This is a genomic window from Nocardioides lijunqiniae (assembly GCF_015024225.1).
In the GTDB taxonomy this organism is placed as follows: domain Bacteria; phylum Actinomycetota; class Actinomycetes; order Propionibacteriales; family Nocardioidaceae; genus Nocardioides; species Nocardioides lijunqiniae.
Genome location: NZ_JACJGM010000028.1, coordinates 64,982 through 80,113, shown reverse-complemented (window position 1 = coordinate 80,113; position 15,132 = coordinate 64,982). Strand labels below are relative to the sequence as shown.

Annotated in this window: 14 protein-coding genes and 1 tRNA gene; all 15 read left to right on the top strand. The window is 72.6% G+C overall.

Going from position 1 to position 15,132, the window contains the following annotated elements:
* Positions 1-22 precede the first annotated feature (22 nt).
* A complete protein-coding gene (locus IRQ30_RS16640) occupies positions 23-1,042 on the top strand; it encodes a hypothetical protein (RefSeq protein ID WP_193614104.1) in 1,020 nt (339 codons plus the stop codon).
* A gap of 75 nt (positions 1,043-1,117) precedes the next feature.
* A tRNA-Pro gene (locus tag IRQ30_RS16635) sits at positions 1,118-1,191 on the top strand.
* A gap of 265 nt (positions 1,192-1,456) precedes the next feature.
* Positions 1,457-1,633 carry a hypothetical protein gene (locus IRQ30_RS16630; RefSeq protein ID WP_193614103.1) on the top strand — a complete coding sequence of 59 codons (177 nt, stop codon included), beginning with the start codon at positions 1,457-1,459 and terminating at the stop codon, positions 1,631-1,633.
* A gap of 107 nt (positions 1,634-1,740) precedes the next feature.
* Positions 1,741-2,049: a TraR/DksA family transcriptional regulator gene (locus IRQ30_RS16625; RefSeq protein WP_193614102.1), complete on the top strand. Its 309-nt coding sequence runs from the start codon at positions 1,741-1,743 to the stop codon at positions 2,047-2,049.
* Positions 2,050-2,083: 34 nt separating this feature from the next.
* Positions 2,084-3,346, top strand: coding sequence for an NAD(P)/FAD-dependent oxidoreductase (locus IRQ30_RS16620; protein ID WP_193614101.1), 1,263 nt, complete (start codon positions 2,084-2,086; stop codon positions 3,344-3,346).
* 718 nt (positions 3,347-4,064) lie between these two features.
* Complete coding sequence (locus tag IRQ30_RS16615; protein WP_193614100.1) at positions 4,065-5,060, top strand: LLM class flavin-dependent oxidoreductase; 996 nt, start codon at positions 4,065-4,067, stop codon at positions 5,058-5,060.
* A 44-nt stretch (positions 5,061-5,104) separates the two neighbouring features.
* Positions 5,105-6,172, top strand: coding sequence for a daptide biosynthesis RiPP recognition protein (gene mpaB / locus IRQ30_RS16610; RefSeq protein WP_193614099.1), 1,068 nt, complete (start codon positions 5,105-5,107; stop codon positions 6,170-6,172).
* Positions 6,160-7,032 (top strand): daptide-type RiPP biosynthesis methyltransferase, encoded by an 873-nt coding sequence (mpaM, locus tag IRQ30_RS16605; protein ID WP_193614098.1) that lies wholly within the window; start codon positions 6,160-6,162, stop codon positions 7,030-7,032. Before mpaB ends, mpaM begins: the two co-directional genes overlap by 13 nt.
* The gene (gene mpaD, locus IRQ30_RS16600; RefSeq protein ID WP_193614097.1) at positions 7,019-8,308 is read left to right on the top strand and encodes a daptide-type RiPP biosynthesis aminotransferase; all 1,290 of its coding nucleotides are present in this window, start codon (positions 7,019-7,021) and stop codon (positions 8,306-8,308) included. Before mpaM ends, mpaD begins: the two co-directional genes overlap by 14 nt.
* Before the next feature lies 1 nt (position 8,309).
* The gene (gene mpaC / locus IRQ30_RS16595) at positions 8,310-9,512 is read left to right on the top strand and encodes a daptide-type RiPP biosynthesis dehydogenase (protein WP_193614096.1); all 1,203 of its coding nucleotides are present in this window, start codon (positions 8,310-8,312) and stop codon (positions 9,510-9,512) included.
* A 3-nt stretch (positions 9,513-9,515) separates the two neighbouring features.
* Positions 9,516-9,659: a hypothetical protein gene (locus tag IRQ30_RS16590; protein WP_193608073.1), complete on the top strand. Its 144-nt coding sequence runs from the start codon at positions 9,516-9,518 to the stop codon at positions 9,657-9,659.
* A gap of 50 nt (positions 9,660-9,709) precedes the next feature.
* Entirely contained in the window at positions 9,710-9,850 is a 141-nt protein-coding gene (locus IRQ30_RS16585) for a hypothetical protein (RefSeq protein WP_193608074.1), read from the top strand.
* 77 nt (positions 9,851-9,927) lie between these two features.
* On the top strand, positions 9,928-11,571 hold the full coding sequence (gene mpaP / locus IRQ30_RS16580; protein ID WP_193614095.1) for a daptide biosynthesis intramembrane metalloprotease: 1,644 nt from the start codon (positions 9,928-9,930) through the stop codon (positions 11,569-11,571).
* 35 nt (positions 11,572-11,606) lie between these two features.
* A complete protein-coding gene (gene lanKC / locus IRQ30_RS16575) occupies positions 11,607-14,186 on the top strand; it encodes a class III lanthionine synthetase LanKC (RefSeq protein ID WP_193614094.1) in 2,580 nt (859 codons plus the stop codon).
* Positions 14,187-14,200: 14 nt separating this feature from the next.
* Positions 14,201-15,127: an ABC transporter ATP-binding protein gene (locus IRQ30_RS16570; RefSeq protein WP_193614093.1), complete on the top strand. Its 927-nt coding sequence runs from the start codon at positions 14,201-14,203 to the stop codon at positions 15,125-15,127.
* The last annotated feature ends 5 nt before the right edge of the window (positions 15,128-15,132 follow it).

Genomic DNA, 15,132 nt, shown 5'->3' with positions numbered 1-15,132 from the left:
GATGCTCGCCTAGGGTGGCTCGATGCGCACCCTGGCCGCCCTGACGCTCGGGGCGGTGGCCCTGGCCGTGCTGTCCCCGGTGGGCGGCCCGGAGGGCACGCGCACGTCCTCGCCGGACGCCGGCCGGGCCGAGCGCCCGTCGTCGGCGGCCGCGGCGGTGCCGGGGAGGCCGGTGGCCGGCACGCGGTGCTCGGTGTTCCCCGCGGACAGCTGGTGGCACGCCGACGTACGCCGGCTGCGGGTCCACCCGCGCAGCAGCGCGTGGCTCTCGCACATGTCGACCGCGCGGGACCTGCACCCCGACTTCGGGCCGTCGGACGACGGGCCCGGCTACGGCATCCCGGTCACCGTCGTGCGCTCGTCCCACCGCAAGGTCCGCGTGCGGTTCGACCACGCCTCGGAGTCCGACCGGGTCCGCTACCCGCTGGGCGCGGACACCCGCGTCGAGGGCGGACGCGCCTCCGGGGGCGACCGGCACGCGGTCGTCGTCGACCGCGGCCGGTGCCGGCTCTACGAGACCTACGACACCCGCGTGCGAGGCGGGAGGTGGCAGGCCGGCTCCGGGGCGGTCTGGTCGCTGCGCAGCAACCGGCTGCGACCCGACGGCTGGACCTCCGCCGACGCCGCCGGCCTGCCCATCCTGCCGGGGCTGCTGCGGTGGAACGAGGTCCGCGACGACCGGATCGACCACGCGATCCGCTTCACCACCGACGTCACCGCCCGCCGTCACCTGTGGCCGGCCCGCCACGACGCCGGGTCCAGCGACAGCCGTGACGTCCCGCCGATGGGCGCCCGCTTCCGGCTCCGCGCGGGGTGGTCGGCGGCCGGCCTCTCGCCGTACGCGCGACGGGTGGTGCGAGCGATGAAGACCTACGGCCTGGTGCTCGCCGACAACGGCTCGCCGTGGTTCTTCCAGGGCGAGCAGCACCGTCGGTGGCCGGAGCCGCTGATCCGGGACCTCGAGACCATCCCGGCCTCGGCGTTCGTCGCCGTGGACACCGCACCACTGCGCGAGCAGGCAGACAGCATGGCCGTGAGGTGAGCCCGATTCCGCGGCGACCCTCGCCCTGTTGTAGTGTTCCAGCGCTCGGCCAACGCGACACTCGGCCGGGAGACTCGGGCTGTGGCGCAGCTTGGTAGCGCACTTGACTGGGGGTCAAGGGGTCGCAGGTTCAAATCCTGTCAGCCCGACCGAGAGAGCCGCCCCTGACCTATGGAACGCAGGTCAGAGGCGGCTCGTACGGTGACGTGCGTCGCGCACACCGGGAGGCGTGGGCCGCGCTCGCGACTGCATCGACCGAGCAGCGCAACGCCGAGGTTGCGGCACTGCCGGTCTCGTGAGGCGTCCTCAGTGGGATTGCCGGCCGCCTCGGCCAGCGAGCAGGGGCTCTGGGCGCAGCGCTCGTCGCCCGTGGGACGTGTCGCCGGTGGTCTCCGACCCGGCTATCATGGGGGCATGCAGGCAATCCTGGCAGCGTCTCTCTCGGCTCCGGCCGAGCGCTGTCACGTGCCGGCACACGTGCCGTCCGGTGCCGCGCTGCTCGCCCTCGCGCTCAGCGAGGAGGCCCGCGGAATCCGCGGGCTCGACGTGCTTCGTCGCAGCGTCGACCGCGCCCCTCCGCTCCGGTCCTGACCTCGCATCCCCTGGCGACGCCCTAGCGGCGTCGCCCTCTTCCGCGTACGCCGGCGCGACCCAGTGGGTCCGGGACCGAGCGACGTGGCGTCACCAAGGACTGAGCGATGACCCTGCACCACCACCGTGTCTCTGCGCGCCCCGATCCCGGGCTGGACGCGCACCTCGCCGAGCTCCAAGAGTCCCGGCAGCGACAGCTCGACGCGATGCCCGAGAGCGACCTCGACGCTGTGGCAGCCGCCTACCGCGGCACCGTCACCCGCATCCTCGACGAGGTCCGCACCGCGCGTCGGCGCGTGCAGGAGGGCCGCTACGGGACCTGCGTCCGGTGCGACCTGGAGATCTCCGCGCAGCGGCTCGAGCTGCGGCCATGGGTCGTGATGTGCACCGCGTGCTCCGGCCGCGACCGCCACTGACCGACCCCTCGTCCGATCCTCGGAGGTAGATCTCATGTCTCAACGCGTCGTCGTCATCGGGGCCGGGGTGGTGGGTCTGTCCACCGCCTGGTTCCTCCAGGAGCACGGTTTCCAGGTCACCGTCTACGACCGCCGTCACGTGGCCGCTGGGTCCTCGTGGGGCAACGCCGGCTGGCTCACCCCTGCGTTGACCGCACCCCTGCCCGAGCCGGCCGTGCTGGGCTACGGGGCGCGGGCGGTGCTCAGCCCGTCCTCGCCGGTCTACGTCCCGCTGCGTCCCGACCTCCGACTGCTGCGGTTCCTCACCGGGTTCGCCCGGCACAGCACCGCGCGCAGGTGGGGGCTCGGGATGCGGGCGTACGCGCCCCTCAACCGGGTTGCCCTCGCGGCGTACGACGAGCTCACGGACGCGGACGTCCGCGCCTCCGCCCGTGCCGCTGACCCGTTCCTCGCCTGTTTCCGCACCTCCGCGGATCGGGCTCCGTTGCTCGCCGAGCTCGATCACGTCCGGGCCGCCGGTCAGGACGTGAAGTACGACGTCCTGACCGGCGACGAGGTCCGCGCGGAGGAGCCCACCCTTTCCCCGCAGGTGGGGGCGGCGGTGCGCCTCCACGGCCAGCGCTACCTCAACCCACCCGAGTTCACGAGTGCGCTCGCCGCCGCCGTGCGGCAGCGGGGCGGTGAGATCGTCGAGGGGGCCGCGGTCACCGGGCTCGACCACCGCGCCGACGGCGTACGCGTCGTGGCCCGCGGAGAGGGGGGTGCCGACCGTAGCGACCGGTTCGACTCGGTCGTGCTCGCCAACGGCGCCTGGCTGGGCGGGCTGGCGCGCAGCGTCGGTGTCCGCCAACCGGTGCAGGCGGGTCGCGGCTACTCCTTCAGCGTCGCCTGCGAGCGACTGCCGGCGGGGCCCGTGTACTTCGCCGCCCAGCGGGTGGCCTGCACCCCGCTCACCACGCCGGACGGTCCTCGCCTGCGCGTGGCCGGGATGATGGAGTTCCGCGACCCGGACGCCGCCCTGGACCAGCGACGCATCAGCGCCATCGTGGAGGCCACCCGCCCCTTCGTGACCGGTGTCGACCTCGACCACCGCCTCGACGAGTGGGTCGGCTCGCGGCCGTGCACCGCCGACGGCCTGCCGCTCATCGGCGCGACCAACGACCCGCGCATCTTCGTCGCCGGCGGGCACGGAATGTGGGGCATGGCTCTCGGGCCCCTCACCGGGAAGCTGCTTGCGCAGCGCATCGCCTCCGGGATCAGCCCCGCCGAGCTCGTGCCCTTCGACCCCCTGCGGTGACCGCGATCCGCGAACCGCTCCCCTCCACCCCTACCGAAAGGAGGTCCGCCGTGCGCACCGCACCGCCGTACCCACCCTCCACCCGAGACCCCCTCGACGAGCCTCCCGCTCCACCCCACCGCCGGCCCGCCCGCTCCCGCCGGTTCGGGCCTCAGCTGCTCACCGCAGCGCTGTGCGCCACCCTGGTCCCGGTCACCGTGGCCCTCGGCGCCTCGGTCGAGGGCGCGGGCGCGCTGACACGCGTCGCTGTCGCGTGCGCCATCGCCGCGCTGGCCGCACTGGCGGTGCACGCCCCGGGCGTCGCCCGCACGCGCGCGTCGCCGTCGCTGACTTCTTCGTCAGGCGATCGGCCACCTCGGCGAGCCACCGGGGATCTCCCCGCGGGGCAGGCTCTGCCGCTGACCGGTGCCGGTCGCTGTGGCCCCGAAGGGCCGCAGGGCCGCAAGCATGCGATCCGTCCCGCTGACCGTCCGCAAGTAGTGCCGGGCAGGAGCGGTTCTGCATAAGATCTCACTCTCTGAGATCCTGCCATTGCATGTGAGCCAAGCGACACCTAACCTCCAGGGCAATCGATACCCAGCCTGGCCTTGTGGTCTCTTTCGGGGGTGGACGTGTTGAGTTCTTGTGGGCTATTTGGCTACGCCGGAGCTAGTGACGAAGACGGCTGGCGGACGCCCGCCCGCCGGGTCCTCCCGAGTGTCCGCGACACGACCACCGCATGCGCGGCCGGGACGCCGCGTTGAAGTACTCGGTGCTGCTCCCGTTCACGACCACCCGCCCCGAACAGCTCATCCCGTACGCCTCGCTCGTCGAGTGGGCGCCGTCCTCCCGGCTCTGGACCGGCCAGTCGATCTGCATCGAGCCGCACCAGTCCTTCGCCCACCTCGCCGGCACCGGCCTGCGGGTCCCGGTCGGCATCGGCGTCACGCTGATGCCGTTGCGGCACCCGTTCGAGGCGGCCGTGCAGGCCATGTCGCTCGCCCGCACCACGGGGCAGCCGGTCACCGTGGGCTACGGGCCCGGCGCCGCGTCCTTCCAGGCGATGCTCCGGGGCGAGCCCTATGCCAGCCAGCTCGACGCGGTGCGCGACTACCTCACCATCGTGCGCGCGCTGGTGCGCGGTCAGCAGAGCGACCACGACGGTGAGTACTTCTCCTTCCACGGACGGCTGGACAGCGGGCCCGGGCCACGCGTCGAGGTCGGCGCCGGAGTGCTTCGTCCGCGCATGGCACGGCTCGTGGGGGAGGTCGCGGACGCGGCCATCACCTGGCTGGCCCCGGCGTCGTACATCCACACCACCCTGCGCCCCGCGCTGGAGGAGGGGGCGCGAGCGGCGGGCCAGCCGGCGCCCAGGATCGTCTCGATGGTGCCCCTGGCCCTCCACAAGCAGGGCCGGGTCCCGGCGGAGACGGCCCTGGCCAGCAACGCCGCCCACCTGCGCCTTCCGCACTACGTCGAGATGCTCGCGCGAGCCGGCATCAAGGTGCGGGGGGAGCGGCCGCTCGAGGACGCCGAGGCGCTGGTCGAGGGACGCGCCTTCCTGAGCGGCGACATCGACGAGCTCACCTCACAGCTCCGCGAGTACGAGGTAGCCGGTGTGGACGAGGTCGTCCTCAACCTGACCGGCGTCCACCACAAGTCGGGGCCGCAGAAGGCGATGGCGGAGCTCCGCACCATCCTGCGTGCGGTCGGAGCCATCGACCAGCACTCCTAGCACTGCCTGTCCGCGCCACGAACCGAACTGCCGAAAGGGATCCGATGCAGGGAACGACCAGGCTCATCAAGACATGGGCGACGGGGGAGCTCGGCCAGGACGTGCTGGCGGGGGCCGGCCACGACGAGGCGTACGACGGATCGCTGGCGGTGGTCCTGGAGCGCCAGCAGCACTTCGACGCCATGCGGGAGGCGGGGCTCATCGGCGCCGACACCCGCGCGTTCGTGCCGGGCGCCACGGACAGCACCGACGGCTCGGAAGGGCCCATCGTCCTGGGCTACGAGGGGTCCCTGAGCGACCCGGGTGGCGACGTCCAGATCGGCACCCAGTTCTTCATGCAGACCCAGGACTACGGCACGAGCGAGTACCTCTCCCTCATCGGCGCCACGCTCGTGCGCGTCATCGACGAGACGGACTTCGAGACCTTCCTGGAGGACGCCGACCGGGCCTACCTCAAGGGTGACCTGGCGGAGTTCGCCACGCACCCGTTGGTCCGGCTGTGCGACGTCACCTCCCTGGGCAGCGCGACGCCCGACCGCGGACCCAAGCTGCGGCTCTACGTCGACGCCGCCGGGCAGATCTCCACGTCGCCGGGCGGGGCCGTGCTGGGCAAGGTCGGAGACGACCTCGAGACGCTCGAGGCCGAGTGGGCCCGCCTCAACGCCGCCAGCGACACCCCGTGCGCGGTCGCGCTCGCGAAGGTGGTGCCGGAGCAGACCCGGGCCGACGCGCTCCGGGAGCGGCCCTGGCTGGCCTACTACCACTCGGCCCTGGCCGCGGTGCGTGACGTACGGACGCGGGGTCTGGCCGAGCTGAGCGAGATCCACATCTCCGGCTTCGGGCAGCGCCTCGACCCCGACCTGGAGGGCGCGGACGGCTCGGCGCACGAGGCCCGGCCCGGCTCACCGGTGCTGATGTGGACCGACGACCAGGCGCTGGTCTTCGACCCGCGCTCGGAGAAGACCTTCCAGATGGGCAGGCCGGCGGCCCGGCTCGCGGAGCGGCTGCTGGTGCTGGGCTCCGTCGAGGCGGCGGCCCAGGGCGACGAGGCGAACCTCCTCAAGGTCGAGGCGTTCTTCCAGCGGGCCGGTGTCCAGCTGTGCGTGACGTGAGCGTGTCCGGCTCGACCGGTCGGGGCGGAGCGACGCTGGCGGACGGCGTCGCCCCGGAGCTGCGCGGTGGGCTCGCGAGTGCCGTCGAGCAGCTCGGGCACGACGTCGAGTTCCACGATCTCTACGACGCGGTGGGCGCCGCCATCTACGACGACACGGCGTCCCTCGACAGCTCCGAGATCCGCGAGCTGAGCCGCCTCGTGCGGGCCACCCCCGGTCGCGTCCTCGAGCTGGCGGCCGGGTCGGGACGCCTGACCCTGCCGCTGCTCCGGCTCAAGCGCGACGTCACCGCCGTCGAGCTGTCGACGGCGATGATCGCGCTGCTCGAGGCGAAGGTCGGGCAGCTCCCGCAGGCCACCGCGTCGCGGCTGCTCGTCCTCGAGGGCGACATGAGTGACGTCGAGCTGCCCGGAACCTTCGGGGTGGTCGTGCTGGGCACGGCGTCGATCTCCCTGCTCGGCCCCGACGCGCGGGCGCGACTCTTCGACCGGGTGCGGGCGCACCTCGACCAGGACGGTGTCCTGCTGCTGTGCGTCGCCGACCTGGTGCCGGCGCTCGCCCACGAGCCGGCCTGGGACGAGCACGCCGACCTGGTGGGTGCCTCTGGAGCGCGGTACCGGATCCACTACTTCTGGCAGCCGGGGGAGGACCGACGGCACGTCGGCGTCTACCCCCTCGACGTCGGCGACCGAGCGATCCCCGTGTGCACCAGCACCCCCGCCATCATCGACGTCGCGCTGATCGAGCACGAGCTGGCGCAGGCCGGTCTGCGGGTGGCCGGGCGCCACCCGGTCTCCGGAGGCTGGAAGGGCTTCCGCGAGTACTTCCTCGAGGTGAGGACGGCACATGAGCACGCCTAGACGCGATGCCGCCGGGCCCTCGGCCCTCTGGGCCTCCCTGCTGCCGCCGAGCGCCCACGGTCGCGAGGACACCTGCTTCGAGTCCGCGCACGGCGTCCGGGTGACGACGTCCGAGGGGCGAAACCTGCTGTGCGGCACCAGCGGACTGTGGAACGTCAACCTCGGCTACGGCAACGAGGCCATCGCCGAGGCGGCCTACCAGGCGCTGCGCGACGCGTCGTACCTCAGCGTGTTCCGCTACGAGAACTCCTACGCCCGTGAGGCCGCGGACCGGCTCGTCTCCTTCGCCGGTGCAGAGCACTACGACCGCGTCCTCTTCTCCACCTCCGGTGGCGCCGCCAACGACCTGGTCATGAAGCTGGTCCGTCAGTACCACGCCCTGCGCGGCGAGTCGGGACGACGACTGGTCGTGGGGCTGCGGCAGGGCTACCACGGCCTGACCTTCGGCAGCTTCGCGCTCACCGACGACGACCTCGGCCAGGCGGTCTACGGCGTCGACCGCAGCCAGGTCCGTCACCTCAGCACCAACGACGTCGACCAGCTCCACCACTTCATGGACCGTCACGGCGCGCGCGTCGCGGCCGTCGTCGTCGAGCCGCTGCAGGGCACGGGGGCCACGGTCCTCGACGACGAGTACGTCGCGGCCCTGGGCGAGCTGAGCGAGCGCCACGGGTACCTCGTCGTCGCCGACGAGGTCGCCACCGGCTTCGGCCGGCTCGGACACGCCTTCGCCTCGCAGACCTGGGCACGACAGCCCGACCTGCTGGTGACCTCCAAGGGCCTGACCAACGGCACGCTCGCCGCGTCGGCCGTGCTGACCGCCGCCCACGTGAGCGAGGCCTTCTCGGCCGTCGACGCCCTGGTGGGACATGCCGAGACCCAGGCCGGCACCGCCGTCACCTGCGCGGTCGTCGTCGCGACGCTGGACGAGATGGCCAGGCTCGACGCCGTGCAGCAGGCGCGGCGGCTCTCCGCCGAGCTCGACGTCGAGCTCGCGCGCCTCGTCGACACGCGCGACGACGTGCTCGCCACCACGGGGGCAGGCTGCTTCCGGTCGCTGCGCCTCGCGACCCCGGACGGCACGCCGCTGCCGCAGGACCAGGTCCCGCAGGTCGTCGAGCGCATCCGCGCCGCCGGCGCCATCGTCCACCCGGGCCCCCAGGGCATCCAGCTGGTGCCCGCCCTCACCTACACCCGTGCCGAGCTCGACGAGCTCCTCGGGTGCGTGCAGGAAGGGCTGGCCCACCACCGCGAGCCCGTCGGAGCGGGTGCCTGAGATGGCGAGCACGCGAGAGACGCGGATCGTGGCGTCCGTGTCCGAGCTGGGCCCCGAGCTCCGGCGCTCCGGTCCGGCGGAGAGGGTGTCGGTGTTCGTGGACGCGACCCTCGCCGACTCCGAGGTCCTGGCCAGAGCCGTCGACTCGCTGGGCGTGGGCAGCACCCGGGTCACGACGGTCACCGGCGACGCCCGGTCGGACGAGCTCACCGACCTCGCCCGCGACCTGGCCCCGGACGAGGTGGTCGTGGGCGTCGGCGGGGGAGCGGTCATCGACCGGGTCAAGCTGGTGTCGCTCCTGGCGAGCGACCCGTCGTACGCCCGCAACCTGATGACGACGCAGCGGTGCGGCTTCGTGATCCTGCCCGAGCGGGTGCGTCGCACCGTCCGCCTGGCCGTGGTCCCAACGACCGTCGGCACCGGCGCCGAGGCCAGCCGGACCGCCTGCCTGCGCCGGCAGTCGAGCAAGAAGCTCGTCTACGGCGACACCCTGCGTCCCGACGTGGCCGCGGTCGACGCCGTGGCCACGAGGCAGCTTCCCCTGTGGCTGCTGGCCGAAGGCACCCTCGAGGTGCTCATCCGGGTCGCCAGCTACTACGTCGGTCACCACGCCGACCGGCCCGGCGCCGACCAGCGAGCCGAGGAGATGGTGGCCGAGGTGGTCCGGCTCGGCTACGCCGTCAGCCGGGCGCGCAGCGACCGGGTCGCGTGCCCGGCGGCGGTGCGGGCGCGGATCGCGACGCTGAGCGGCCGCTCCCACCGCCAGGAGATGCTGGAGGGCCTGGCGCCCTACTCCGACACGTGCTGGCCGCTCGCCAACGAGCTCTCCATGTGCTCGGGCGCCCGCAAGCTCACCGGGCTCGCGATCGTCCTCCCCACCGTGTGGCGCCGGGTGCTCGAGGGCGAGGTCGCCTGGGGCTCCGAGCGCCGCCTGCGGCGGCTCTGGGACGTGGTGCGCGACGCGGCGCCCGAGTCCCTGGACCCCGACTGCTCGGTCGGGATCGACCAGCTGATGACCTCCTGGTCCATCGACCGTCGGGTCGAGTGCCCGGACCTGGACGAGGTGGCCCACCGGGCCGCCCGGGCCTGGGGACAGGGACTCCCCATGCTGCGCGGGCTGACCACCGAGAGACTTCGCTCGATCTACGGGGACGCGTTCTCCGGGTCGCGCGTGCTGACTTCCAACACCACGGAGAGGAGGTAAATCATGAACAAGTTCGACGACAACGCTCCCCTGGAGCTCAGCATCCAGGAGATGGAGACGCTGGATGCGCCGGGTTGGGCGACCGCCACGGGCGCCATCGTCTCGGCCCTGTCCGTCGCGGGTTCGGCTGCTGTCGCCTACACGTGAGGCGACCCCCACGACCCACCACATCGACACACGAGAGGAGGTGAATCAGCATGCAGAACACGGAATCCTTCCTGGAGCTCGACATGCAGGAGCTGGAGACGATGGACGCCCCCGGCTTCCTGACCGGAATGGTCGCGTCGGCCACTGTCACCAGCGCCATCGGTGCTAGCGCCGCCGCTGCCTACACGTAAGAACAGTCGGGTTGCTGTGTCCGGCCTACGTGTCGGGCACAGCAACCCGCTGCTTGTCTCGATGAAACGGAGCGCACATGTCTCGGAAGCAGGACGAGCCCGTCGCCGGGCTGCCGATGCGCCCCAAGCTCGCCACCAGCGTGTCCGTGCACCCTCCACGCGATGCCGAGAGCCGATGGGTGATCGAGCGCAGGGGCGCGAAGTACTACCGGGTCGGCTCCGACGTCGCCAAGGCAGCACGGCTGCTGACGGGCGAGCACGACCGTGACGACCTGCTCGACCTCCTCGGCGACCCGTGGGACGAGGCAGCGCTCGAGCAGCTCCTCGGCCAGTTCCAGAGCATGCGCCTGCTCGACGACGGACGATCGGCGACGCGCACCTCGACCGTGCCCCGGCGACTCGTGTTCGTGCCGCCGCTGACGCTGCAGATCTCGCTCTTCAACCCCTCGGCCATGCTCACCCGGCTGGCACCCCTCACCGAGGTGCTCAGCCGACGGGGCCCGCTGGCGCTCGTCGCCGCCGTGATCGTCGGAGGCCTGCTGGCGCTCGCCTGGCACGCGGCGGACCTGCGTCAGGCGCTCAGCTACCCGGTCTCGGGAGGCACGTTCCTGATCTTCCTGCTCGGCGTGCTCACCTTCACCGCCATCCACGAGGTGGCCCACGGCGCGGTGCTGACGCACTACGGCGCCCATCCCCGACGCATGGGCTTCATGCTGTTCTACCTCGTCCCGGCCTTCTTCTGCGACGTCTCCGAGGGGTGGCTGCTGCCGCGCAACAAGCAGCGCGTGCGAGTCGCCCTCGCGGGGATCGTGGCGCAGCTCGCCTGCGCCGGGCTCTGCGCCCTCGCGGCCCTGGTCGTCGGCGCGCCGGAGGCCCGCAGCTGCCTGCTCCTGCTGGCGGCCTCGATGTACCTCGCGGGCGTGGTCAACCTCGTCCCGTTCGTGAAGCTCGACGGCTACCTGGCCCTCATGGCGCACCTCGACATCCCCAACCTGCGCGCCAAGGCGATCGCCGACGCCCGCAACGCCGTGTCCGTGACCCTGTTCGGCGCGCGACGCGAGCGCGAGCTCCCCGGCCTGCGGTGGGCGGTCCCGTACGGCCTGGCCTGCATGGTCTTCCCGGTCTACCTCGTCGGCTTCGTCGCCTTCGCGATGTGGTCGCGGGTCCTGGGTGGGTCCGGCATCGTGGGCGCGCTCCTCGTCCTGACGGCCCTCAGCGCCCTGGCCATGATGCTCGTCAAGGGGCTGCGCAACCTCGTCGCCGCCGCACGCGCCGGCGGTGCCTCCCTCGTCCGCATCGGCGCCGTCGGGGTGCTCGCCACGGGCGCGCTGGTCCTGGCGCTGGGCCAGGTCCAGGTGACCCAGACGGTGAACGGCTTCTACCTCGAGGACGCCGACGGCGTGCGCCTGGTGATGCCGACCTCGGTGCCCACGGACCGGATCGAGTCCGGGCAGCAGGTGGAGCTGCGCACCAACGGCATGGTGCGCCGCCCGGTGACCGGCTCCGCGACCGTCGCCTCCGACACGGCGTCGGAGACGGAGCTCTCGGCCCTGCGCTTCCTGCCGGTCGAGCTCGACGTCGACCTGCCCACGACCTACCTCGTCTACGAGCTCGAGACGCAGGATGCGCCGGCGACGTCCGAGGGCACCGCCAAGGTGGAGTCCGGTGAGCGATCGCTGGGGGGCTGGCTGTACGCGCAGTACATCGAACCCGCTCTTTGAGGACGCGTCACGCGTCGACACGACCCGAAGGTGACATGCCTGTGGAGATCATCGCCTACCTGCGCTACTGCCCGCCGGAGAAGCTCTTCTTCGACGTCCCGACCCTCGACGGCGGGCGCTTCGACCTGGCCGACCGCGAGGCACCCGACGGCTGGAGCAGACGGACCGACTCGGAGTGGGTCAACATCCTGCCGCCGCAGCCGCTGCCGATGCAGGGCTGGAAGGTCCACGTCACCGCGACCCCCGAGGTCGCCGAGTCGACGCTGCAGACGTGCTGGGACTACTGCACCTCGCACGACCTCGGGTTCAAGTTCCTCAAGAGCAACGAGGTCGTGTTCCTGCGCTCGAGCAAGTACGGCGACCGCAGCGCCAGCGGGAAGTTCGTGACGATCTACCCCCGCACGGACGAGGAGCTCGAGGTCGTGCTGCACGACCTCGACCCCCTGCTCGAGGGCAGCTCCGGGCCCGCCATCCTCAGCGACGTCCGGTGGCGCAAGGGCCCCCTCTACGTGCGCTACGGCGCCTTCCACCTGCGCCCGATGAGGACCGAGACCGGGGTGTTCACGTGGGCCGTGGAGGACCCGGACGGGCGCCTGGTGCCCGACGAGCGCCGCCCGGGCTTCCACCCGCCGCCGTGGGTGACGCTGCCCGAGGTGGTCGAGCAGGCGGTCGCCCAGCGTGCCGAGGGTCGCCTCAGCGGCTTCCCCTACCGCCCCGTCCGCGCCCTGCACTTCTCCAACGGCGGAGGCGTCTACATCGCCACGGACGCCGACGGCACCGAGGTGCTGCTCAAGGAGGCACGGCCGCTGGCCGGTCTGGACGGCGCCGGCGACGACGCCGTGGCCCGGCTGGAGCGTGAGCGCTGGGCCTACGAGACCCTCGCCGAGATGCCCGAGATCCCCGAGCTGCTCGACTACCGGATCGGCCACGAGCACTACTTCCTGGTCCGTGAGCTCGTCGACGGGGAGCCGCTGGTCAACGTCGCGCGTGAGCGCAACCCGCTGCTGCGGGCGGGCGCGGAGGCATCGGCCTACGCCGAGTACGCCGCCTGGGTCCTCGACGTCCTCGAGACGGTGTCGGCCGGTCTGACGGCGATGCACGAGCGGGGGATCGTGTTCGGCGACCTGCACCCGAGCAACATCCTGGTGCGGCCGGACGGGTCACTCGCGTTCATCGACCTGGAGGGGGCGTTCCCGATCGACGCCGACCGGGCGCAGTCGCTGGGGGCGCCCGGCTACATCGCGCCGCCGACGTTCCGCGGTGCCGCGATCGACCACTACGCGATGTCGGTCATGACGCTCGACCTGTTCGCGCCCATGGTGAGGATGATCAACTGGCACGGCCAGAAGATCCTGGACCTCATCACCCAGGTGCGCAGCAGCTTCCCGGTGCCCGAGGACTTCGAGGAGCGGGTCCTGCGCGGTCTCTCGCTCGACGTGGCGCGCGTCGTGCCGGGGGCGGACGGCAGCGTCCCGCTGGCGGCCCTCGACGACCTGACCGACTCGCCCTGGCCGGGCGCCGCGCCGGCGGAGTCGGCGGACGGGGACACGAGCTGGAGCGGCGTGGCCGACCAGCTGGTGCAGGGCATCCTCGCCGCTGCGTCGCCCGAGCGCGAGGACCGGCTCTACCCCGGCGACCCCCGTCAGCTCGTCGACCCCGCAGGCGGGGTGACCTTCGCGCACGGGGCGGCCGGAGTGCTGTGGACGCTCCATGCCTGCGGTGCCGCCATCCCCGACGCCCACCGTGCGTGGTTCGACGACGCCGTGGAGCGGCACGACTGGGACCGGCCGGGGCTCGGCGACGGGCTGAGCGGCGTCGCCCTCACCCTGAGCGCGCTCGGTCACCGCGACCGAGCCGGCCACGCCGTGCGGCGCGCCGCGGCCATGGTCGACCGGTGGACCGGGCGCTCGCTGGTCGACGGCCTGGCCGGCGTCGCCCTCAGCGCGCTGCGGGTCGGCGAGGACGACGGCGACGCCGAGGCACTGGGCCTCGCCGACGACCTGACCGACCGGCTGAGCACCGCCCTCGCGACACCCGCGGACTCGCCGGCAGCGCCGGGGATCGCGCACGGGGACAGTGGCGCGGCCCTGGTGTTCCTGCGGCAGTTCGAGCGCACCGGCGACACGACCATGCTCGACCACGCGGAGGCCGCGCTGCGACGCGACCTCGCGACGCTGGCCTGGGACGACGACACCGGCGTCCCCCAGGGCGACATGTGGCTGCGGGCGCCGTTCCTCGGACACGGGAGCGGGGGAGTGGCGCTCGTCGCCCACCGCCTGCTGCGGCACCGGACCGAGCCGGACCTCGTGATGTTCCGGGACCGGGTCCGGCAGGCGGTTCGGCTGCGGTTCGTCGACGAGGTGGGTCTGCTCTGGGGCCACGCAGGACTGATGCTGCTGATCAAGGAGCTCGATGACGATGGTGACAGCGACGACACCCGGGACGCCATGGTGGCGCACGCGCGCAGCATGGGCCTGCACACCGTGGGGTTCCGAGGGCTGCCGATGACGACGGGGCGCTTCAACCTGCGCCTGTCGACGGACTTCGCGACCGGCGCGGCCGGCGCGCTGCTCGCGGTGAGCGCGATCGACGGCGGCGTGAGGCTGCCGTGGTGATGAAGAGGGAGACGATGAAGGCAGCGAGCGTGCAGCTCGACCACCTGACGAAGTCCTACGGCGGCATGGTCGTCGTGGACGACCTCTCGGTCGACGTGGAGCCGGGTCGGATCACCGGCTTCCTCGGGCCCAACGGTGCCGGCAAGTCGACGACGTTCCGGCTGATCATGGGACTCGACCGGCCCACGTCGGGACGGGCCCTGGTCGACGGTCGCCCCATCGCCGACTGGCCGGAGCCGGGACGCAAGATCGGTGCGGTGCTGAGCAACCAGTGCGCCCACCCCCGCAGGACCGCCTACGACCACCTGCGGTGGGTCGGCGAGCTCCTCGACGTCCCGGCCGCGCAGTGCCGCGAGATGCTCGAGCTCGTCGGGCTCGAGAGCGTCGCAACCGCGAAGACCAGGACCTTCTCGCTGGGCATGATGCAGCGCCTGGCGCTGGCGACCGCGCTGCTGGGCGACCCCGAGATCCTGCTGCTGGACGAGCCGATGAACGGGCTCGACCCCGAGGGCATGGCCTGGCTCAAGGAGATGCTCGAGCAGCTGCGCGAGCGCGGGCGCACCGTCTTCGTGGCGAGCCACCTCCTCAAGGAGATGGAGGACCTCGCCGACGACCTGCTGATCATCGCCCACGGCAAGGTCGTCGAGTCCGGCACGATGACCGAGATCGTCGGCCGCTACGAGCAGAGCTGGGTGTCCGTGCGCAGCGACGACGCCGCCCGCCTCGGGGACCTCCTGCAGGCGGGTGGGGCCGAGCTCCTCGGTCCTGCCCGTGGCAACAAGCTCAAGGTGTCCGGCATGAGCCTGGCCGCGGTGAGCGCCGTCGCCCGCGAGCACGACCTCTCGGTCCTGGAGCTCTCGGTGGTGCGCGACCTCAGCGGCGTCTACCAGGCAGTCACCCAGGACCGGTCCGAGATCCGTGGAAGGGAGCACCGGCAGTGAGTACC

Excerpts from the sequence above, each read along its gene's own strand:
- IRQ30_RS16585 (WP_193608074.1), top strand. The coding sequence starts at position 9,710 with ATGCAGAACACGGAATCCTTCCTGGAGCTCGACATGCAGGAGCTGGAG.
- IRQ30_RS16570 (WP_193614093.1), top strand. The coding sequence starts at position 14,201 with ATGAAGGCAGCGAGCGTGCAGCTCGACCACCTGACGAAGTCCTACGGC.
- IRQ30_RS16630 (WP_193614103.1), top strand. The coding sequence starts at position 1,457 with ATGCAGGCAATCCTGGCAGCGTCTCTCTCGGCTCCGGCCGAGCGCTGT.
- mpaD (WP_193614097.1), top strand. The coding sequence starts at position 7,019 with ATGAGCACGCCTAGACGCGATGCCGCCGGGCCCTCGGCCCTCTGGGCC.
- mpaB (WP_193614099.1), top strand. The coding sequence starts at position 5,105 with ATGCAGGGAACGACCAGGCTCATCAAGACATGGGCGACGGGGGAGCTC.
- IRQ30_RS16625 (WP_193614102.1), top strand. The coding sequence starts at position 1,741 with ATGACCCTGCACCACCACCGTGTCTCTGCGCGCCCCGATCCCGGGCTG.
- IRQ30_RS16590 (WP_193608073.1), top strand. The coding sequence starts at position 9,516 with ATGAACAAGTTCGACGACAACGCTCCCCTGGAGCTCAGCATCCAGGAG.
- mpaC (WP_193614096.1), top strand. The coding sequence starts at position 8,310 with ATGGCGAGCACGCGAGAGACGCGGATCGTGGCGTCCGTGTCCGAGCTG.
- IRQ30_RS16640 (WP_193614104.1), top strand. The coding sequence starts at position 23 with ATGCGCACCCTGGCCGCCCTGACGCTCGGGGCGGTGGCCCTGGCCGTG.
- lanKC (WP_193614094.1), top strand. The coding sequence starts at position 11,607 with ATGCCTGTGGAGATCATCGCCTACCTGCGCTACTGCCCGCCGGAGAAG.
- IRQ30_RS16620 (WP_193614101.1), top strand. The coding sequence starts at position 2,084 with ATGTCTCAACGCGTCGTCGTCATCGGGGCCGGGGTGGTGGGTCTGTCC.
- mpaP (WP_193614095.1), top strand. The coding sequence starts at position 9,928 with ATGTCTCGGAAGCAGGACGAGCCCGTCGCCGGGCTGCCGATGCGCCCC.
- IRQ30_RS16615 (WP_193614100.1), top strand. The coding sequence starts at position 4,065 with ATGCGCGGCCGGGACGCCGCGTTGAAGTACTCGGTGCTGCTCCCGTTC.